This is a genomic window from Franconibacter daqui (assembly GCF_014644275.1).
In the GTDB taxonomy this organism is placed as follows: Bacteria; Pseudomonadota; Gammaproteobacteria; order Enterobacterales; family Enterobacteriaceae; genus Franconibacter; species Franconibacter pulveris.
This window is the reverse complement of the sequence record NZ_BMKJ01000007.1, coordinates 157947-173924: the sequence shown is the minus strand read 5'-3', so window position 1 is coordinate 173924 and position 15978 is coordinate 157947. Positions and strand designations below refer to the sequence as shown.

At 55.8% G+C, this 15978-nt stretch carries 13 protein-coding genes; 10 read left to right on the top strand and 3 right to left on the bottom strand.

The annotated features are described in order from the left end of the window. Positions 1-18: 18 nt before the first annotated feature. The 10 genes from IEX01_RS19550 to IEX01_RS19505 all read left to right on the top strand — a co-directional run bounded on the left by IEX01_RS19550 (position 19) and on the right by IEX01_RS19505 (position 12952). Positions 19-438, top strand: coding sequence for a F0F1 ATP synthase subunit epsilon (locus tag IEX01_RS19550; protein ID WP_024556854.1), 420 nt, complete (start codon positions 19-21; stop codon positions 436-438). A 519-nt stretch (positions 439-957) separates the two neighbouring features. Next, positions 958-2328 carry a bifunctional UDP-N-acetylglucosamine diphosphorylase/glucosamine-1-phosphate N-acetyltransferase GlmU gene (glmU, locus tag IEX01_RS19545; RefSeq protein ID WP_024556853.1) on the top strand — a complete coding sequence of 457 codons (1371 nt, stop codon included), beginning with the start codon at positions 958-960 and terminating at the stop codon, positions 2326-2328. A 183-nt stretch (positions 2329-2511) separates the two neighbouring features. After that, the gene (gene glmS, locus IEX01_RS19540) at positions 2512-4341 is read left to right on the top strand and encodes a glutamine--fructose-6-phosphate transaminase (isomerizing) (RefSeq protein ID WP_024556852.1); all 1830 of its coding nucleotides are present in this window, start codon (positions 2512-2514) and stop codon (positions 4339-4341) included. Between the two features lie 85 nt (positions 4342-4426). Beyond that, positions 4427-5011 carry a hypothetical protein gene (locus IEX01_RS19535; protein ID WP_188724397.1) on the top strand — a complete coding sequence of 195 codons (585 nt, stop codon included), beginning with the start codon at positions 4427-4429 and terminating at the stop codon, positions 5009-5011. Positions 5012-5312: 301 nt separating this feature from the next. After that, the gene (gene pstS, locus IEX01_RS19530; RefSeq protein WP_024556850.1) at positions 5313-6353 is read left to right on the top strand and encodes a phosphate ABC transporter substrate-binding protein PstS; all 1041 of its coding nucleotides are present in this window, start codon (positions 5313-5315) and stop codon (positions 6351-6353) included. Positions 6354-6544: 191 nt separating this feature from the next. Next, on the top strand, positions 6545-7504 hold the full coding sequence (gene pstC / locus IEX01_RS19525; RefSeq protein ID WP_024556849.1) for a phosphate ABC transporter permease PstC: 960 nt from the start codon (positions 6545-6547) through the stop codon (positions 7502-7504). Beyond that, positions 7504-8397, top strand: a complete 894-nt coding sequence (gene pstA / locus IEX01_RS19520) for a phosphate ABC transporter permease PstA (protein ID WP_029696825.1) — start codon at positions 7504-7506, stop codon at positions 8395-8397. The genes pstC and pstA overlap by 1 nt, the downstream gene beginning before the upstream one ends. A gap of 47 nt (positions 8398-8444) precedes the next feature. Then, positions 8445-9218, top strand: a complete 774-nt coding sequence (gene pstB / locus IEX01_RS19515; RefSeq protein WP_024556847.1) for a phosphate ABC transporter ATP-binding protein PstB — start codon at positions 8445-8447, stop codon at positions 9216-9218. A 58-nt stretch (positions 9219-9276) separates the two neighbouring features. Further along, positions 9277-10002, top strand: coding sequence for a phosphate signaling complex protein PhoU (phoU, locus tag IEX01_RS19510; RefSeq protein WP_024556846.1), 726 nt, complete (start codon positions 9277-9279; stop codon positions 10000-10002). 226 nt (positions 10003-10228) lie between these two features. Beyond that, entirely contained in the window at positions 10229-12952 is a 2724-nt protein-coding gene (locus IEX01_RS19505) for a sigma 54-interacting transcriptional regulator (RefSeq protein WP_188724396.1), read from the top strand. Positions 12953-12982: 30 nt separating this feature from the next. Here the strand turns inward: IEX01_RS19505 and IEX01_RS19500 are convergent, their stop codons facing one another. The 3 genes from IEX01_RS19500 to IEX01_RS19490 all read right to left on the bottom strand — a co-directional run bounded on the left by IEX01_RS19500 (position 12983) and on the right by IEX01_RS19490 (position 15978). Continuing rightward, positions 12983-13972, bottom strand: a complete 990-nt coding sequence (locus IEX01_RS19500) for an SIS domain-containing protein (RefSeq protein WP_188724395.1) — start codon at positions 13970-13972, stop codon at positions 12983-12985. Positions 13973-14037: 65 nt separating this feature from the next. Next, entirely contained in the window at positions 14038-15096 is a 1059-nt protein-coding gene (locus tag IEX01_RS19495; protein WP_188724394.1) for an SIS domain-containing protein, read from the bottom strand. A gap of 15 nt (positions 15097-15111) precedes the next feature. After that, positions 15112-15978 (bottom strand): PTS system mannose/fructose/sorbose family transporter subunit IID, encoded by an 867-nt coding sequence (locus IEX01_RS19490; RefSeq protein WP_024556842.1) that lies wholly within the window; start codon positions 15976-15978, stop codon positions 15112-15114.

The following is a 15978-nucleotide window of genomic DNA, read 5'->3' as shown; positions in this document are numbered from 1 at the left end:
CCTTAATCGGAGGGTGATATGGCAATGACTTACCACCTGGATGTCGTCAGCGCAGAACAGCAGATGTTTTCTGGTCTGGTTGAGAAAATCCAGGTTACGGGCAGTGAAGGTGAACTGGGTATTTACCCGGGACACGCCCCGCTGCTCACCGCCATTAAGCCTGGTATGATCCGCATCGTGAAACAGCACGGCCACGAAGAGTTTATTTATCTCTCCGGCGGCGTGCTGGAAGTGCAACCGGGCAACGTAACCGTGCTCGCGGACACCGCGATTCGTGGCCAGGATCTCGACGAAGCGCGAGCTCTGGAGTCGAAGCGTAAGGCGGAAGAGCATATTAGCAGCTCTCACGGCGACGTGGACTACGCTCAGGCTTCTGCTGAGCTGGCTAAAGCTATCGCCAAACTGCGCGTTATCGAGTTGACTAAAAAAGCGATGTAACACCGGCTTGTAATTGAAAATGCCAGTCTGATGACTGGCATTTTTTTTATCTGCATTTCACTGCCATCACCTGGCATTGATTATTTATTATACTTTTTATCTGTTAATCCGCTTCTTTCGCTATGAATTCCTTGTGTTTCAACATCGTGACTAGTTCATTCGGATGATTGATCAAATTCTGCTGTCTGCCAGACTCAAAACGCTTCAGAGAATGGGGCGCCGTATGCGCGGTCGTGCTTACAATTTCAGAAGAATGACTAAGCTGATATGCGAAAGGCTAGAGACGCAAACCATCGCTTTATTTTAATAGTGAAAAAACTGATAAGGCGCTGATTAAGATTGTTTTTAAGCAGGTTTAACCAGCGAAATGCCGTTTTTGTAGTGCTTTTATAAACCCGAAAGAGTTGAGTGAGAGGAAAAATGCGGGATTAAACAGCGATCCTTTTTATGCTGAAAAATATGTAGAATTTTCGGTATTAACTCGCTTTACTTCATTCACTTTTAAAAGTCAGGACGTGTATGTCAAACAGTGCGATGAGCGTGGTGATCCTTGCAGCAGGCAAAGGCACCCGCATGTATTCCGACCTTCCGAAAGTGTTGCACCAACTGGCTGGCAAAGCCATGGTGCAGCATGTTATCGATGCCGCTAAACAGGTAGGCGCGCAGCGCGTACATCTGGTTTATGGCCATGGCGGCGAACTGCTGAAGCAAACGCTTCGTGATGACTCGCTGAACTGGGTATTGCAGGCGGAACAGCTGGGCACCGGACACGCCATGCAGCAGGCGGCGCCGTTTTTTAGCGACGACGAAGACATCCTGATGCTCTACGGCGACGTGCCGCTCATTAGCGTGGAGACGCTTGCGCGCCTGCGTGCAGCCAAACCGCAAGGTGGTATTGGCCTGCTGACCGTTAAGCTTGAAGACCCGACGGGCTATGGCCGTATTACGCGTGATAACGGCAACGTCACCGGCATTGTCGAGCATAAAGATGCCACTGAACAGCAACGTCTGATCAATGAAATCAATACCGGCATCCTGATCGCGAACGGCGCGGATCTTAAGCGCTGGCTGGCGAAGCTGAACAACAACAACGCGCAGGGCGAATATTACATCACCGACATTATCGCCATGGCTCACCAGGAGGGCCACGACATCGCTGCGGTACATCCGGATCGCTTAAGCGAAGTGGAAGGTGTTAACAACCGTCTGCAGCTGGCGCGTCTGGAGCGCGTTTATCAGGCCGAGCAGGCGGAAAAACTGCTGCTGGCGGGCGTCATGCTGCGCGATCCGGCCCGTTTTGACCTGCGCGGCGAGCTTGAACACGGCCGCGATGTTGAAATCGATGTGAATGTCGTTATCGAAGGGCGCGTAACGCTTGGCAATCGCGTAAAAATCGGCGCGGGCTGCGTTATTAAAAACAGCATCATCGGCGATGACTGCGAAATCAGCCCTTACTCCGTAGTAGAAGAGGCGCGTCTGGAGGCGGCCTGCACCATCGGTCCGTTTGCTCGCCTGCGTCCAGGTGCGGAGCTTGAAGAGGGCGCCCACGTCGGCAACTTCGTGGAAATGAAAAAAGCGCGTCTGGGGAAAGGCTCCAAAGCGGGCCACCTGACCTATCTCGGCGATGCGGAAATCGGCGCCAATGTGAATATCGGCGCAGGCACCATCACCTGTAATTACGATGGCGCGAACAAACACAAAACCATTATCGGCGATGATGTCTTTGTCGGTTCCGATACGCAGCTGGTGGCGCCAGTAAGCGTGGCGCGCGGCGCGACTATCGGCGCGGGCACGACGGTCACGCGTGATATCGCTGAAGATGAACTGGTTATCAGCCGTGTGAAGCAGACCCATATCCAGGGTTGGCAGCGCCCGGTGAAGAAAAAGTAAGTGTTGTCGCTTCCTGCGGGAAGCGGTTCGGGCAGAGGGGCACATAATAAACCGCCCCCGCTCTTGTCCCGTAAGGGATACATAAAAATAACCCCACTCTCTACAAGGCTCGGGGCGCCCAAAAAGGGCAATACAGGTCGTCGACAACGTATGGCGTAAAGCCATAATCAGGAACCATTAACTATGTGTGGAATTGTTGGCGCAGTCGCGCAACGTGATATTGCTGAAATCTTGCTTGAAGGCTTACGTCGTCTGGAGTACCGCGGTTACGACTCTGCGGGGCTGGCGGTGGTTGACAGCGAAGGGCATATGACTCGCCTGCGTCGCCTTGGCAAAGTCCAGATGCTGGCTCAGGCGGCGGAAGAACAACCGCTGCGTGGCGGTACCGGTATTGCTCACACCCGTTGGGCAACGCATGGCGAGCCTTCTGAAGGCAATGCGCACCCGCACGTTTCCGGCCACATTGTGGTCGTGCATAACGGCATTATCGAAAACCATGAACCGCTGCGCGAAGAACTGAAATCTCGCGGCTACGAATTTATCTCCGAGACCGACACCGAAGTTATCGCGCACCTCGTCCACTGGGAGCTGGCGAAAGGCGGTACGCTGCGTGAAGCGGTGCTGCGCGCTATCCCACAGCTGCGCGGCGCCTACGGCACCGTCATTATGGACAGCCGCGACCCGAGCGTACTGCTGGCGGCCCGTTCCGGCAGCCCGCTGGTCATCGGCCTTGGCGTAGGCGAGAACTTTATCGCATCCGATCAGCTGGCGCTGCTGCCAGTGACCCGTCGCTTCATCTTCCTGGAAGAGGGCGACATCGCTGAAGTGACCCGCCGCTCCGTGACCATTTTTGAAAAATCGGGCGACCAGGTAACGCGTGAAGAGATCGAATCCAATCTGCAATATGATGCGGGCGATAAAGGCATTTATCGTCACTACATGCAGAAAGAGATTTACGAGCAGCCGAACGCCATTAAGAACACCCTGACCGGGCGCATCAACCACGGCGAAGTGGATCTCAGCGAACTGGGTCCGGACGCTAATAAGCTGCTGTCGCAGGTTGAGCACATCCAGATCGTGGCATGCGGTACCTCTTACAACTCCGGCATGGTTTCCCGCTACTGGTTTGAATCGCTGGCTGGCGTGCCTTGTGACGTGGAAATCGCCTCTGAATTCCGTTACCGCAAATCCGCGGTGCGCCGCAACAGCCTGATGATTACCCTTTCGCAGTCTGGCGAAACGGCGGACACGCTGGCGGCGCTGCGCCTGTCGAAAGAGCTGGGTTACCTCGGTTCGCTCGCTATCTGTAACGTCCCGGGTTCTTCGCTGGTGCGTGAATCCTCGCTGGCGCTGATGACCAAAGCGGGCACCGAAATCGGCGTGGCTTCGACCAAAGCGTTTACCACGCAGTTAACCGTACTGCTGATGCTGGTGGCGAAGCTGAGCCGTCTGAAAGGGCTGGATGCCTCCATCGAGCATGACATCGTTCACGGCCTGCAGGCGTTGCCGAGCCGCATTGAGCAGATGCTTTCCCAGGACAAACGTATTGAGCAGCTCGCAGAGGGCTTCTCGGAGAAACACCATGCGCTGTTCCTGGGCCGCGGCGATCAGTACCCCATCGCGCTGGAAGGGGCGTTAAAGCTCAAAGAGATCTCTTATATCCATGCGGAAGCCTATGCCGCAGGCGAGCTGAAACATGGCCCGCTGGCGCTTATCGATGCGGATATGCCGGTGATTGTGGTTGCGCCTAACAACGAACTGCTGGAAAAACTGAAGTCTAATATCGAAGAAGTGCGCGCCCGCGGCGGCCAGCTCTATGTCTTCGCCGATCAGGACGCCGGTTTCACCAGCAGCGAAAACATGCACATTATCCCGATGCCGCATGTGGAAGAGGTGATTGCGCCCATTTTCTACACCGTGCCGCTGCAACTGCTGGCTTACCACGTGGCGCTGATTAAAGGCACCGATGTGGACCAGCCGCGCAACCTGGCGAAATCGGTTACGGTAGAATAATCCCTCCTGACTCGTGTTATCCTCTGAAGAGGTTGCCAGACGGCAACCTCTTTTTTTTCAGCAACGTAATGGAAAACACGCTTTTATGGCCCTGTTTGCATGGATTTCCGGTTCCCGGTTCTCGCAGTTGCTGGCGTTCAGCGCCGAGGTTGAAGACGATATCTCGCATCGCAGGCTGCACAAGCTGAAGCGGAACATAGCGCAGTGTAGCGATGCGCCCACATCCCGCTATTTCGGCACCTCCTCTTACTACCATGTGCTGGTGGCGAGCGGCTACGCACTATTCTTCAGTGCAGTGGCAAACGTCGCTGCGCTGCGTCCGGCTTTTTCTCTCGTGTGGATAATCGCAGGCATCGTCTGGCTGGCGCTGCTCATGACCAGCACGCTGGCTATTACAAAAGGCCGGCGCAGCGGCCTGCTTACGCTGTTTTATGGCTGGTTTTTACACCTGGCGATAAGCCTGGCGACGCTGGTTTGCGGGCTGGTTTTTCAGCCGATCTCGCTTCTCTTTGGGCTGAGCTGGGCCACAGGCGTGATGCTGTTATGGCTTGCCTGGCGAATAATAAACAGCCGGGAGATGGTTAACCTGGTCCGCTGGTGTCTGAGGCTCAAAATGCAGCAAGAACATGCGCGTCAGCTTCAGCGCCGCTCCGTTAAAAAGGGGCGTTGAGACGCTTTGTTATGAGTGATCATCCCCGGATTCCCGTCCGGCTAAACGACCGACGTCTATGACAAATTACGCTTGCGGGGCTATGTTTACCCTGTCATAAAAAGAAAATTTTTCTTTCATCCCCTCGTCATAAAATAATTTAACTGATTGAATTTATTATCTATTACTTAACACAAATACCCGGATTCCGCGTTGTCATAAAACTGTCATAATTCGTACATTTAACTGTCACCCAATTGTCCTATTTTGCAGAGCGTAGCCACTTAACAATGAATTACGTTTACCTCATGCAGGAGACATTATGAAAGTTATGCGTACCACCGTCGCAACTGTTGTCGCCGCGACCTTATCGATGAGCGCTTTCGCCGTTAACGCGGCCGCAAGCCTGACTGGCGCCGGTGCAACCTTCCCGGCGCCGGTGTATGCCAAGTGGGCTGACACTTACCAGAAATCCACCGGTAACAAAGTGAACTACCAGGGGATCGGCTCTTCCGGCGGCGTGAAGCAAATCATTGCCAACACCGTGGATTTCGGCGCTTCCGATGCGCCGCTGTCTGATGAAAAACTGCAGCAGGAAGGCCTGTTTCAGTTCCCGACCGTTATCGGCGGCGTGGTGCTGGCGGTTAACCTGCCGGGCTTCAAAGCGGGCGAACTGGTGCTGGATGGCAAAACCCTTGGCGATATCTACCTTGGCAAAATCAAGAAGTGGGACGACGAAGCGATTGCTAAGCTGAACCCGGGCAAAAAACTGCCTTCACAGAATATCGCAGTAGTGCGTCGCGCTGACGGTTCCGGCACCTCCTTCGTTTTCACCAGCTACCTCGCTAAAGTGAACGACGAGTGGAAATCCAAAATCGGCGCCGGCTCTACCGTTAACTGGCCGACCGGTCTCGGCGGTAAAGGCAACGACGGCATCGCCGCGTTCGTACAGCGCCTGCCGGGCTCCATCGGCTATGTGGAATACGCTTACGCCAAGCAGAACAACCTGACTTACACCAAACTGGTTTCCGCCGACGGCAAGCCGGTTGACCCGACCGAAGAGAGCTTCTCCAACGCGGCGAAAGGCGTGGACTGGAGCAAATCCTTCGCGCAGGACCTGACTAACCAGAAAGGCGACAATGCGTGGCCGATTACCTCCACCACCTTCATTCTGGTCCACAAAGAGCAGAAGAAACCTGAGCAGGGCGCTGAAGTGCTGAAGTTCTTCGACTGGGCTTATAAAGAAGGCGCGAAGCAGGCTAACGACCTGGACTATGCTTCTCTGCCGGACAGCGTGGTTGAGCAAGTTCGCGCGGCATGGAAGACCAGCGTGAAAGACAGCAGCGGTAAAGCGTTGTACTAAATACCCGTCATACTTCGAGCCGCAGCTGTGTTGGCTGCGCTTGTTCACCCCAGTGACATAGTGAATCTATGCTGCTGGGGTGAACAAGCTTGCCGCCTTGCTGCAACCCGAATTATTTAGGGTATAGCATTACGTTAGCCAGGAAGAACGATAAAATGCGCGCTTCCTGGCCCAAACTGAAAGAGTGACTTATGGCTGCGACAAAGCCTGCATTTAACCCTCCGGGGAAAAAGGGTGACATGATCTTCAGCGCGCTGGTTCGTCTGGCTGCGCTGATTGTGCTTTTGCTGCTGGGCGGCATTATCGTCTCCCTCATTATTTCCTCCTGGCCCAGCATCCAGAAATTTGGTTTCTCCTTCCTCTGGACCAAAGAATGGGATGCCCCTAACGACATTTATGGCGCGCTGGTGCCGATTTACGGCACGCTGGTCACCTCGTTTATTGCGCTGCTGATTGCGGTTCCCGTGAGTTTCGGCATCGCCCTGTTTCTGACGGAGCTGGCCCCGGGTTGGTTAAAGCGTCCGCTCGGCATCGCGATTGAACTGCTGGCCGCTATCCCGAGTATCGTTTACGGCATGTGGGGGCTGTTTATTTTCGCGCCGCTGTTCGCCACGTATTTTCAGGAGCCGGTGGGCAACGTGCTCTCTACTATTCCGTTTGTCGGCGCGCTCTTCTCCGGCCCGGCGTTCGGCATCGGTATCCTCGCGGCAGGCGTGATCCTCGCCATCATGATTATTCCTTACATTGCGGCGGTGATGCGCGATGTCTTCGAGCAAACCCCGGTGATGATGAAAGAGTCAGCCTACGGCATCGGCTGCACCACCTGGGAAGTTATCTGGCGCATCGTGTTGCCGTTCACCAAAAACGGCGTGATTGGCGGCGTAATGCTTGGCCTTGGCCGCGCGCTGGGCGAAACCATGGCGGTTACCTTTATCATCGGCAACACCTACCAGCTCGACAGTGCGTCACTTTATATGCCGGGCAACAGCATCACCTCGGCGCTGGCGAACGAATTCGCCGAAGCGGAGTCTGGCCTGCACGTGGCGGCGCTGATGGAGCTGGGTCTGATCCTCTTTGTTATCACGTTTATCGTGTTGGCGATTTCTAAAGTCATGATTATGCGTCTGGCGAAAAACGAGGGGGCACGATAATGGCGACCACTCTGGAACTGCAAACTTCCCAGGAGCTGGCGCAGTCGCGCCGTAAGATGCAGGCGAAGCGCCGCACTAAAAACCGCATCGCCCTGACGCTTTCCATGGCGACCATGGCGTTCGGCCTGTTCTGGCTTATCTGGATCCTGTTCTCAACGGTGGCGCGCGGCTTCGACGGTATGTCGCTTGCCCTGTTCACCGAAATGACGCCGCCGCCCAACACGGCGGGCGGGGGGCTTGCGAACGCGCTGGCGGGCAGCGGCTTGCTTATCCTCTGGGCGACTGTGTTTGGTACGCCGCTTGGCATCATGGCGGGGATTTATCTCGCGGAGTACGGACGCAAGTCCTGGCTTGCCGAAGTTATCCGCTTTATTAACGACATTCTGCTCTCCGCGCCTTCCATCGTGGTGGGCCTGTTCGTCTACACCATCGTCGTGGCGCAGATGGAGCACTTCTCCGGCTGGGCGGGCGTGATTGCGCTGGCGCTGCTTCAGGTGCCGATTGTTATCCGCACCACCGAGAACATGCTCAAACTGGTGCCGGACAGCCTGCGCGAAGCGGCCTATGCGCTCGGGACGCCGAAGTGGAAGATGATTTCCGCCATTACGCTGAAGGCGTCGGTTTCCGGCATCCTGACCGGCGTGCTGCTGGCGGTGGCGCGTATCGCAGGCGAAACCGCTCCGCTGCTCTTTACCGCGCTCTCCAACCAGTTCTGGAGCACAGACATGATGCAGCCTATCGCCAACCTGCCGGTGACGATTTTCAAATTCGCCATGAGCCCGTTTGCCGAGTGGCAGCAGCTTGCCTGGGCCGGCGTGCTGATTATTACGCTGTGCGTGCTGTTGCTGAATATCCTGGCGCGCGTGCTGTTCGCTAAACGTAAACACGGTTAATTGATGCGGCGCGGCACAGCGCGGCGCCGGATAAGGAAAAGATTGCAATGAGTATGGTTGACACTGCCCCGGGCAAAATTCAGGTTCGCGATTTGAACTTTTATTACGGGAAATTCCATGCCCTGAAAAACATCAGCCTGGATATCGCTAAAAACCAGGTGACGGCGTTTATCGGTCCGTCTGGCTGCGGCAAATCAACGCTGCTGCGCACCTTCAACAAAATGTTTGAGCTCTACCCGGAGCAGCGCGCGGAAGGCGAAATCCTGCTGGATGGCGAAAACATTCTGACGCACGCGCAGGATATCGCCCTGCTGCGCGCCAAAGTCGGCATGGTGTTCCAGAAGCCGACGCCGTTCCCGATGTCGATTTATGACAACATCGCTTTCGGGGTGCGCCTGTTCGAAAAGCTCTCCCGTGCGGAAATGGACGAACGCGTGCAGTGGGCGTTGACCAAGGCCGCATTATGGAATGAAACCAAGGATAAACTGCACCAGAGCGGGTACTCTCTCTCCGGTGGTCAGCAGCAGCGTCTGTGCATCGCGCGCGGTATCGCTATTCGCCCGGAAGTGTTGTTACTCGACGAGCCTTGCTCCGCGCTGGACCCGATCTCCACCGGGCGCATCGAGGAGCTTATCACCGAGCTTAAGCAGGATTACACCGTGGTGATAGTCACGCACAATATGCAGCAGGCGGCGCGCTGCTCGGATCACACGGCGTTTATGTACCTCGGCGAGCTGATCGAGTTCAGCAACACGGACGATCTCTTTACCAAGCCGAAAAAGAAACAGACTGAAGATTACATCACGGGTCGTTACGGCTGATATGCCCTGATATTTCAGGTAAGCCGCTTTTGAATCTATCGGGCATGCGGAGTGCTAAATGGACAACCTTAATCTTAATAAACATATTTCTGGTCAGTTTAACGCGGAACTGGAGTACATCCGTACTCAGGTGATGACCATGGGTGGGCTGGTTGAACAGCAGCTCTCCGACGCGATTACCGCCATGCACAACCAGGACAGCGATCTGGCCAAACGGGTTATCGAAGGCGATCAGAAGGTCAACATGATGGAAGTGGCGATTGATGAAGCCTGCGTGCGCATCATCGCCAAGCGTCAGCCGACCGCGAGCGACCTGCGTCTGGTGATGGCTATCATCAAAACCATCGCCGAGCTGGAGCGCATCGGCGACGTGGCGGATAAAATCTGCCGCACGGCGCTGGAGAAATTCTCCCAGCAGCACCAGCCGCTGCTGGTCAGCCTGGAGTCGCTGGGCCGCCATACGGTGCAGATGCTGCACGACGTGCTGGACGCCTTCGCGCGCATGGATCTCGACGAAGCGGTGCGAATTTATCGCGAAGACAAAAAAGTGGATCAGGAATACGAAGGCATTGTGCGTCAGCTGATGACCTACATGATGGAAGATTCCCGCACGATTCCGAGCGTGCTCACCGCGCTGTTCTGCGCCCGCTCTATCGAACGTATCGGCGACCGCTGCCAGAACATCTGCGAATACATCTTCTACTTTGTCAAAGGCCAGGATTTCCGCCACGTGGGCGGCGATGAGCTGGACAAGCTGCTGGCGGGCAAAGACCCGAAAGAGTAATCAAGCGCGGCTGCAAAACAGCGGCCTGCGTTAACAACCTGAACGCCTCTTGCCTGTCGGGCCAGAGGCGTTTTTTTATCCGCCGCTCGCCCGGAAAGTTCGCCGTTACAGCAAGCATGCATTTTTCCTTTGACCGCTCGCCCGTTTTCACCATGCGAAGGCTATTTTTCATGCACTAATGTGGCTATTTTAGGAAACCCTGTTAGTGAACGGAGTGTCCAGATCCATGAATAAGGATTTGATCTTTCAATGGCTTGAAAAGGAGTGCGGCCAGCGACAATTAACAGCGGCGGATACCAGCGATTTCAGCGCCATGCAGATTGCCAGCCACTTTCGTCAAAAGCGCAATATCGTCAGCCATCATCTGAATAATCTGCACCGCGAACAGCGGGTCGTTAAAATAAACAGTCGTCCCGTGCTTTTTCTGCCGGTAAACCAGCTTCGGGAGCGGCACGGCCTGGCGGTGCGTCAGATGGAATACGCCTCGCTTGCCGGGCTGCTGGAGGACCGACAGGACAGCCTGGAGACGCTGATTGGCGCGCAGGGCAGCCTGCAGGAGGCCATTCGCCAGTGTAAAGCGGCTATCAGCTACCCTGGCAGCGGCTTGCCGGTTCTGCTGAAAGGGCCGACGGGCACCGGTAAAAGCTTTCTGGCCGGGCGCCTCTGGCGCTACGCTATTGAACAACACATCCTCGCGCCAGACGCTCCCTTCCAGGTTTTTAACTGCGCGGAATACGCCAACAACCCTGAGTTACTCACCTCCAAGCTTTTTGGTCACGTTAAAGGCGCGTTTACCGGCGCCGACAGGAACGTCGAGGGGTTAATTGAGGCCAGCGACGGCGGCGTGTTGTTTATCGATGAAGTGCACAGGCTTACGCCGGAAGGCCAGGAAAAGCTGTTCCACTTTATGGATAACGGCACCTGGCGACGGCTTGGCGAAAGCAGCCAGGAACGGCGGGCCTGCGTGCGGCTTATTTTCGCCACCACGGAAGCGCCGGATAAACATTTCCTCGCCACCTTTATCCGCCGTATTCCCATGATAGTGAAAATCCTGCCGGTGGCGGAGCGCGGCCAGTATGAACGCATGGCGTTTATCTGGCACTTCTTCCAGACCCAGGCGCGCCAACTTAAACACGATCTTGCGGTGGATGGCGAAATCATGCAATTGCTGCTGGAGGAGCCGGTAGAGGGTAACGTAGGCGGGCTGGAGAACCTGATTAAAAACGTCTGCGCTAACGCCTGGGCGTTCGGGCTGCGTCGGGAAGGGATACTTGAGGTAAAGGCCGGGCATATACCGGATAAACTGCTGCCGGGCCGTCCGCTGCTGCCGCTGCTCAACCAGGAAAAAGTCATTATCCTGCGCGACAGCCAGGACGTGCCAGCGCTTCCGGGCAGGCAGCAGGAGTATGAGCGGCTAACCCGCAATGTCTGCGGGCTGTGTCTTGAGTTAACGCGTGAGAACATCAGCTCGCGCGCCTTTGGCAAGCTGGTTTATCAGAACGTCACCCAGTACCTGGACGCGTTGATGAACAAAGAGAGCGAAATGGCGCAGCAGGAAAAACGGCTGCGTTTTATTGAGGACGCCGGCAAGCTTATCGCCGCCAATTATGATCTGTCGCTAAGCGGCGAATTCGCTTTTCTTACCGGGCGCTATCTCACCAGCCTGCCGCTGACGCTGCGTGAGCCGGATGAAGCTTCACAGCAGATAATGACGAACTGGCTTGCGCAGGAGGCGGGGCTCGCGCACCGGGTGGCGCAAAAGCTCATTGAAGTGATTGTGGCGAAATACGATCTGTTAATCACTGTGCTGGATCGCGTGGCCATTACCGCGATTGTCAGCAACGCCATCGACGCCACCGTGAACAGCAAAATCAAAGCGGTGATTGTGGCGCATGGCTACTCTACTGCCAGCAGTATCGCAAGCGTGGCGAACCGGCTTATCGGCGAGAAAATTTATCACGCGATAGATATGCCGGTTGATGTCGCCTTCAGCGACGTCAGCCGCGCCATTCTGGATTATTTACAGCACACCGACACCAGCGCCGGGGTGATGATCCTGATTGATATGGGCTACAGCCGCGAAATAGCGGACACGCTGCTTGACGCTATTTACGGGCCGCTGGTGGTGATTGATAACGTCACGACGCGCCTCGCTTTGAATATCGCCAGCGAAATCGCCCTGTCGAAAAGCATTGAGTCGATAGCCGAAGAGATTGTGCCGCTTAACCGCTCAAGCTGGGACATTCACTATCCGCGCCATAAAAAAGAGAAAGCGCTGCTGGTCACCTGCATTACTGGCATTGGTACGGCATTTAAGTTTAAGAGTTTGATGGAAAAAAGCCTGCTGGCCGATTTCAACATCAATATCATCGCCTGCAAATTTACCCGTCTGAAGCATCAGCCTAACGCGCTTTTCACGCAATATGATGTGATTGCCATTATCGGCACGCTCGACCCGCAGGTAGAAGGCGTGCCCTATATGGGCATTGAAGAGCTGCTCGGCGAGCAGGGGCACGCCAATTTAACGCAGTTGCTGAGCGGCTATTTAACCGAGAAACAGATTAACGCCATTAACCAGAATATGGTGCGCGAGTTTTCACTGCATAATGTGGTGAACTCGCTGACTATTCTCAACGCCAGCAAGACGCTGAGCTATATCGAAGAGATTATTGCGGAGTGGCAGCAGGCGCTGGGGTTTACCTTCTCCAATAACCTGATCATCGGCCTTTACGTGCATCTGAGCTGCATGATTGAGCGGCTGGTAATGCGTAATGAGATAACCCATTACCGCAATCTGGACAGGTTTACCGAACGGCACGGCGATTTTATCGCGATGGTGAACCGCTCCTTCCAGCGTTTTAAATCGCTCTATAACATCGCCTTACCGGTGGCGGAAATAGGGTATATCCACGATATCTTTGAGTTGCGGGTGGCGGAGTTCAGCCAGTAAAAGCGGGGCGGACGAACCGCCCCGTTAGCCTTAATACTCAACTTTCCACATATAGCGGCGGGTCGTCAGCGGATGATGGCGCGCTTGCGAGAGCGCAAGGTTATAAACGTCCAGCAACGCGGTGTGGAACAGGCCGCAGAAATAGTCGCGCACCGTTTCCGGCAGGACGTTAATGCCAAGCTCTCTGGCGTCAATCAGCTGCAGCTTGCCGCCATACTGACGAATGAAGCGGATGGCGCGGTCATCCAGCGCGCGGGTGCGGCCTTCGCTTTGCAGCAGCACAAACGGCGTACCCTCCTCGGTGATTTCAAACGGACCATGAAAATACTCGCCGCTGTGCACGCTGGCGGAGTTGATCCACTGCATTTCCAGCAGGATGCAGATAGACTGCTGATGCGCGGCGCCGAACGACGGGCCGCTGCCCATCATATAAATCACCTTGTCATCTTTGTAAGCCTGGGCGAAGCGCTGCGCGTCTTCCTGCACCTTGCGCTGCCCTTCGCGCACGACCTCTTCAAACTGCTCAAACGCGCTGACCATGGCTTCGTAATGGGCATAGCCTTCTGTCTGTTGCAGCAACTCAAGCGCCAGCCATAAGCCATAAGCCGCCTTTTGCTGCGCCGGGTTGACCGTTTCCGGGTAGCGCGCCCAGCGATATTCGATAACTTCATCGCTGTGCTCGCAAAGCGGCGAGGCCGGCGCGAAGGTCAGGCCTACCGTGGCGGCGCCTTTCGCCCGCGCCACCCGGGCCGCTTCCACCGTTTCCGGCGTATTGCCCTGCTGGGAAGCCAGGATAACCAGGCTATTTTCACCAAGCGCCTGCGGCGTGGCGTGAACAAATTCATTGCTGGTGATATACCCCACCGCCAGCTTTTTCGCTTCGCAATCGAGGAAATATTTCGCCGGATAAAAACCGGTTAACGAACCGCCGCAACCAACAAAATAGACGCGTTCAATAGCAGGCCTGCTTTGCAAAATAGCGCTGATAATTTGACGGGACTGCTGATGAGGATGTGACATTTTCTTCTCCTTCGGGCGTAGGGGGGCCTCCGCGCTGCGCGGATGGCGTTAACGTTCTGATTTAATTAAGCGGCTTGTTTGCTTTTCATTTTCTGATGAAATTGCGGATCTTTCGGAATGGCCGGGTTAATGCCTTTTTCCGGCGCCAGTTTCGCGCACAGCATTTGCAACGGAATAATGTATTCAAAGACGCTGAAGTCTTTATCGTTAATAAAGGGGAAACGCATATTTTTCCCGTTCTCTTCCACCTGGCTGCCAATGCGGTAAATATGGGTTGTCCACTGCGAGAGAATCGCCACCAGATTTTCGCTGCGCTCATCCGGACGATTATCCAACATGATAAGCGCCGAGCCGCTGTTGAAAGCGTTATAGATACCGTGGATAAATTCTTCGAATTCATAGCCGGAAACCGGGCAGCGCAGCGTTTCCAGCAGCTTCAGCGCGCCCTCCTGCACCGTGCCGTAGAGCTCAGGCTGCGCCACCAGCCGCAGATCCTGGCTTTCGGCAAGCGGGCGAGCCGGGCCCTGCGCCCAGGCGGCGGCGTCAATCACCGCAGGCAGATGGCGGAACGTGTTCGCCATGCGCGCTTTCACCGCCTCCTGTTGCGCCAGCGTAATCGCGCTGCGCTGTTCGGCGAGGGTGAGCGCCAGCTGCATCAGGTTCAGCATGGTGCAGAGATAGCCTTTGGTTTTCGCTCCCGCTTTTTCTTCGCCGCAGGGTACGGTCAGCACATGGTCCGCGACGCGGTCAATCGTCGCGTTCTCGACGCCCGCCATCGACGCCGTTATATGCCCCGCCTCCCTGGCGCGGGTCATCGCTTCAAGCGTAGAGAGGCTGCCGCCCCCCTGAGAGATGCCAATCAGCAACGCCTTTCCGCCCTGGGCCAGCGTGGCGCTGTCGAGCAAGAACGGATAGCTGACTTCTACCGGCACGTGACACCACTGCTGCATAAAGCGGCGCGCGGTCAACGCGCCGTGGTAAGAGGTGCCGGAACCGGTAAGAATGATTCGCGTCACATCCTGGTTTAATACGGCGCGTGCGGCCTGCGCCAGGTCGTCGCGGCGTTGTTCCAGCATCGCCAGCAGACGCTGCGGCGCTTCGTTCATGTAATCTTCCATCTGCATTATCAAAACCCTCAGTTAAAGAATGCCCAGGGCGCTGGCCAGCAGACCAAACGCCACGGTGCCTGACAGAACCCAGTTAATGCTGACGCCCTTGCGGATGAGCTTGTACATCCCAAGCGTGAAGAGCAGCGGCAGCAGCGAAGGCAGAATTTTGTCGAGAAAATCCTGCACTTTGATAGTGGTATTGCCGGTGGTGAAGCTCAGCGGCGTGTGAATATCAATCATGCTGGCGGTCATGGCGCCGACCACCATCAGGCCCACAATCGAGGCGATATAGGTCACCCTGTCCATGAGCCCGCTCTGGTAAATGCGCATAAGCCAGGTGGTGCCGGCGCGGTAGCCAAGCTTCAGCCCGTACCAGCGGCAGAAAAGGTGCGGCAGGTTATAGACCAGCAGCGCCACGACAGGCCCCAGGATGCTGCCTTGCTGGGCGAAGTAGATGCCCATCCCGGCGGCGATAACCTTAAGCGAGCCCCAGAAGATAGAGTCGCCGATACCCGCCAGCGGCCCCATCAGGCTGGTTTTCACCGCGTTAATCGACTCTTCGTTAAACTCCGGGTTACGGCGGTTCTCCTCCTCCATCGCAATCGCCAGCCCGAAGATAAAGGTGGAGAGGTGCGGCGTGGTATTGAACAGCACCAGATGGCGCTGGAGCGCCCGACTTAGCGCTTCTCGCGTGTTATAAATGCGGCGCAGCGCCGGGCTCATGATAAACGCGCAGCCCATATGCTGCTGACGCTCGTAGTTCCATGACCCCTGCAGGGTAAATGAACGCCAGAAGACGCTGCGCAACTCCCGCGCCGTGACTTTCCCTTCGGTGTCCGCCGGGGTTTGCGTCTCTGCTGTCGCCTTGTCGTCGAGATGTTCCGTTAACTGACTCAT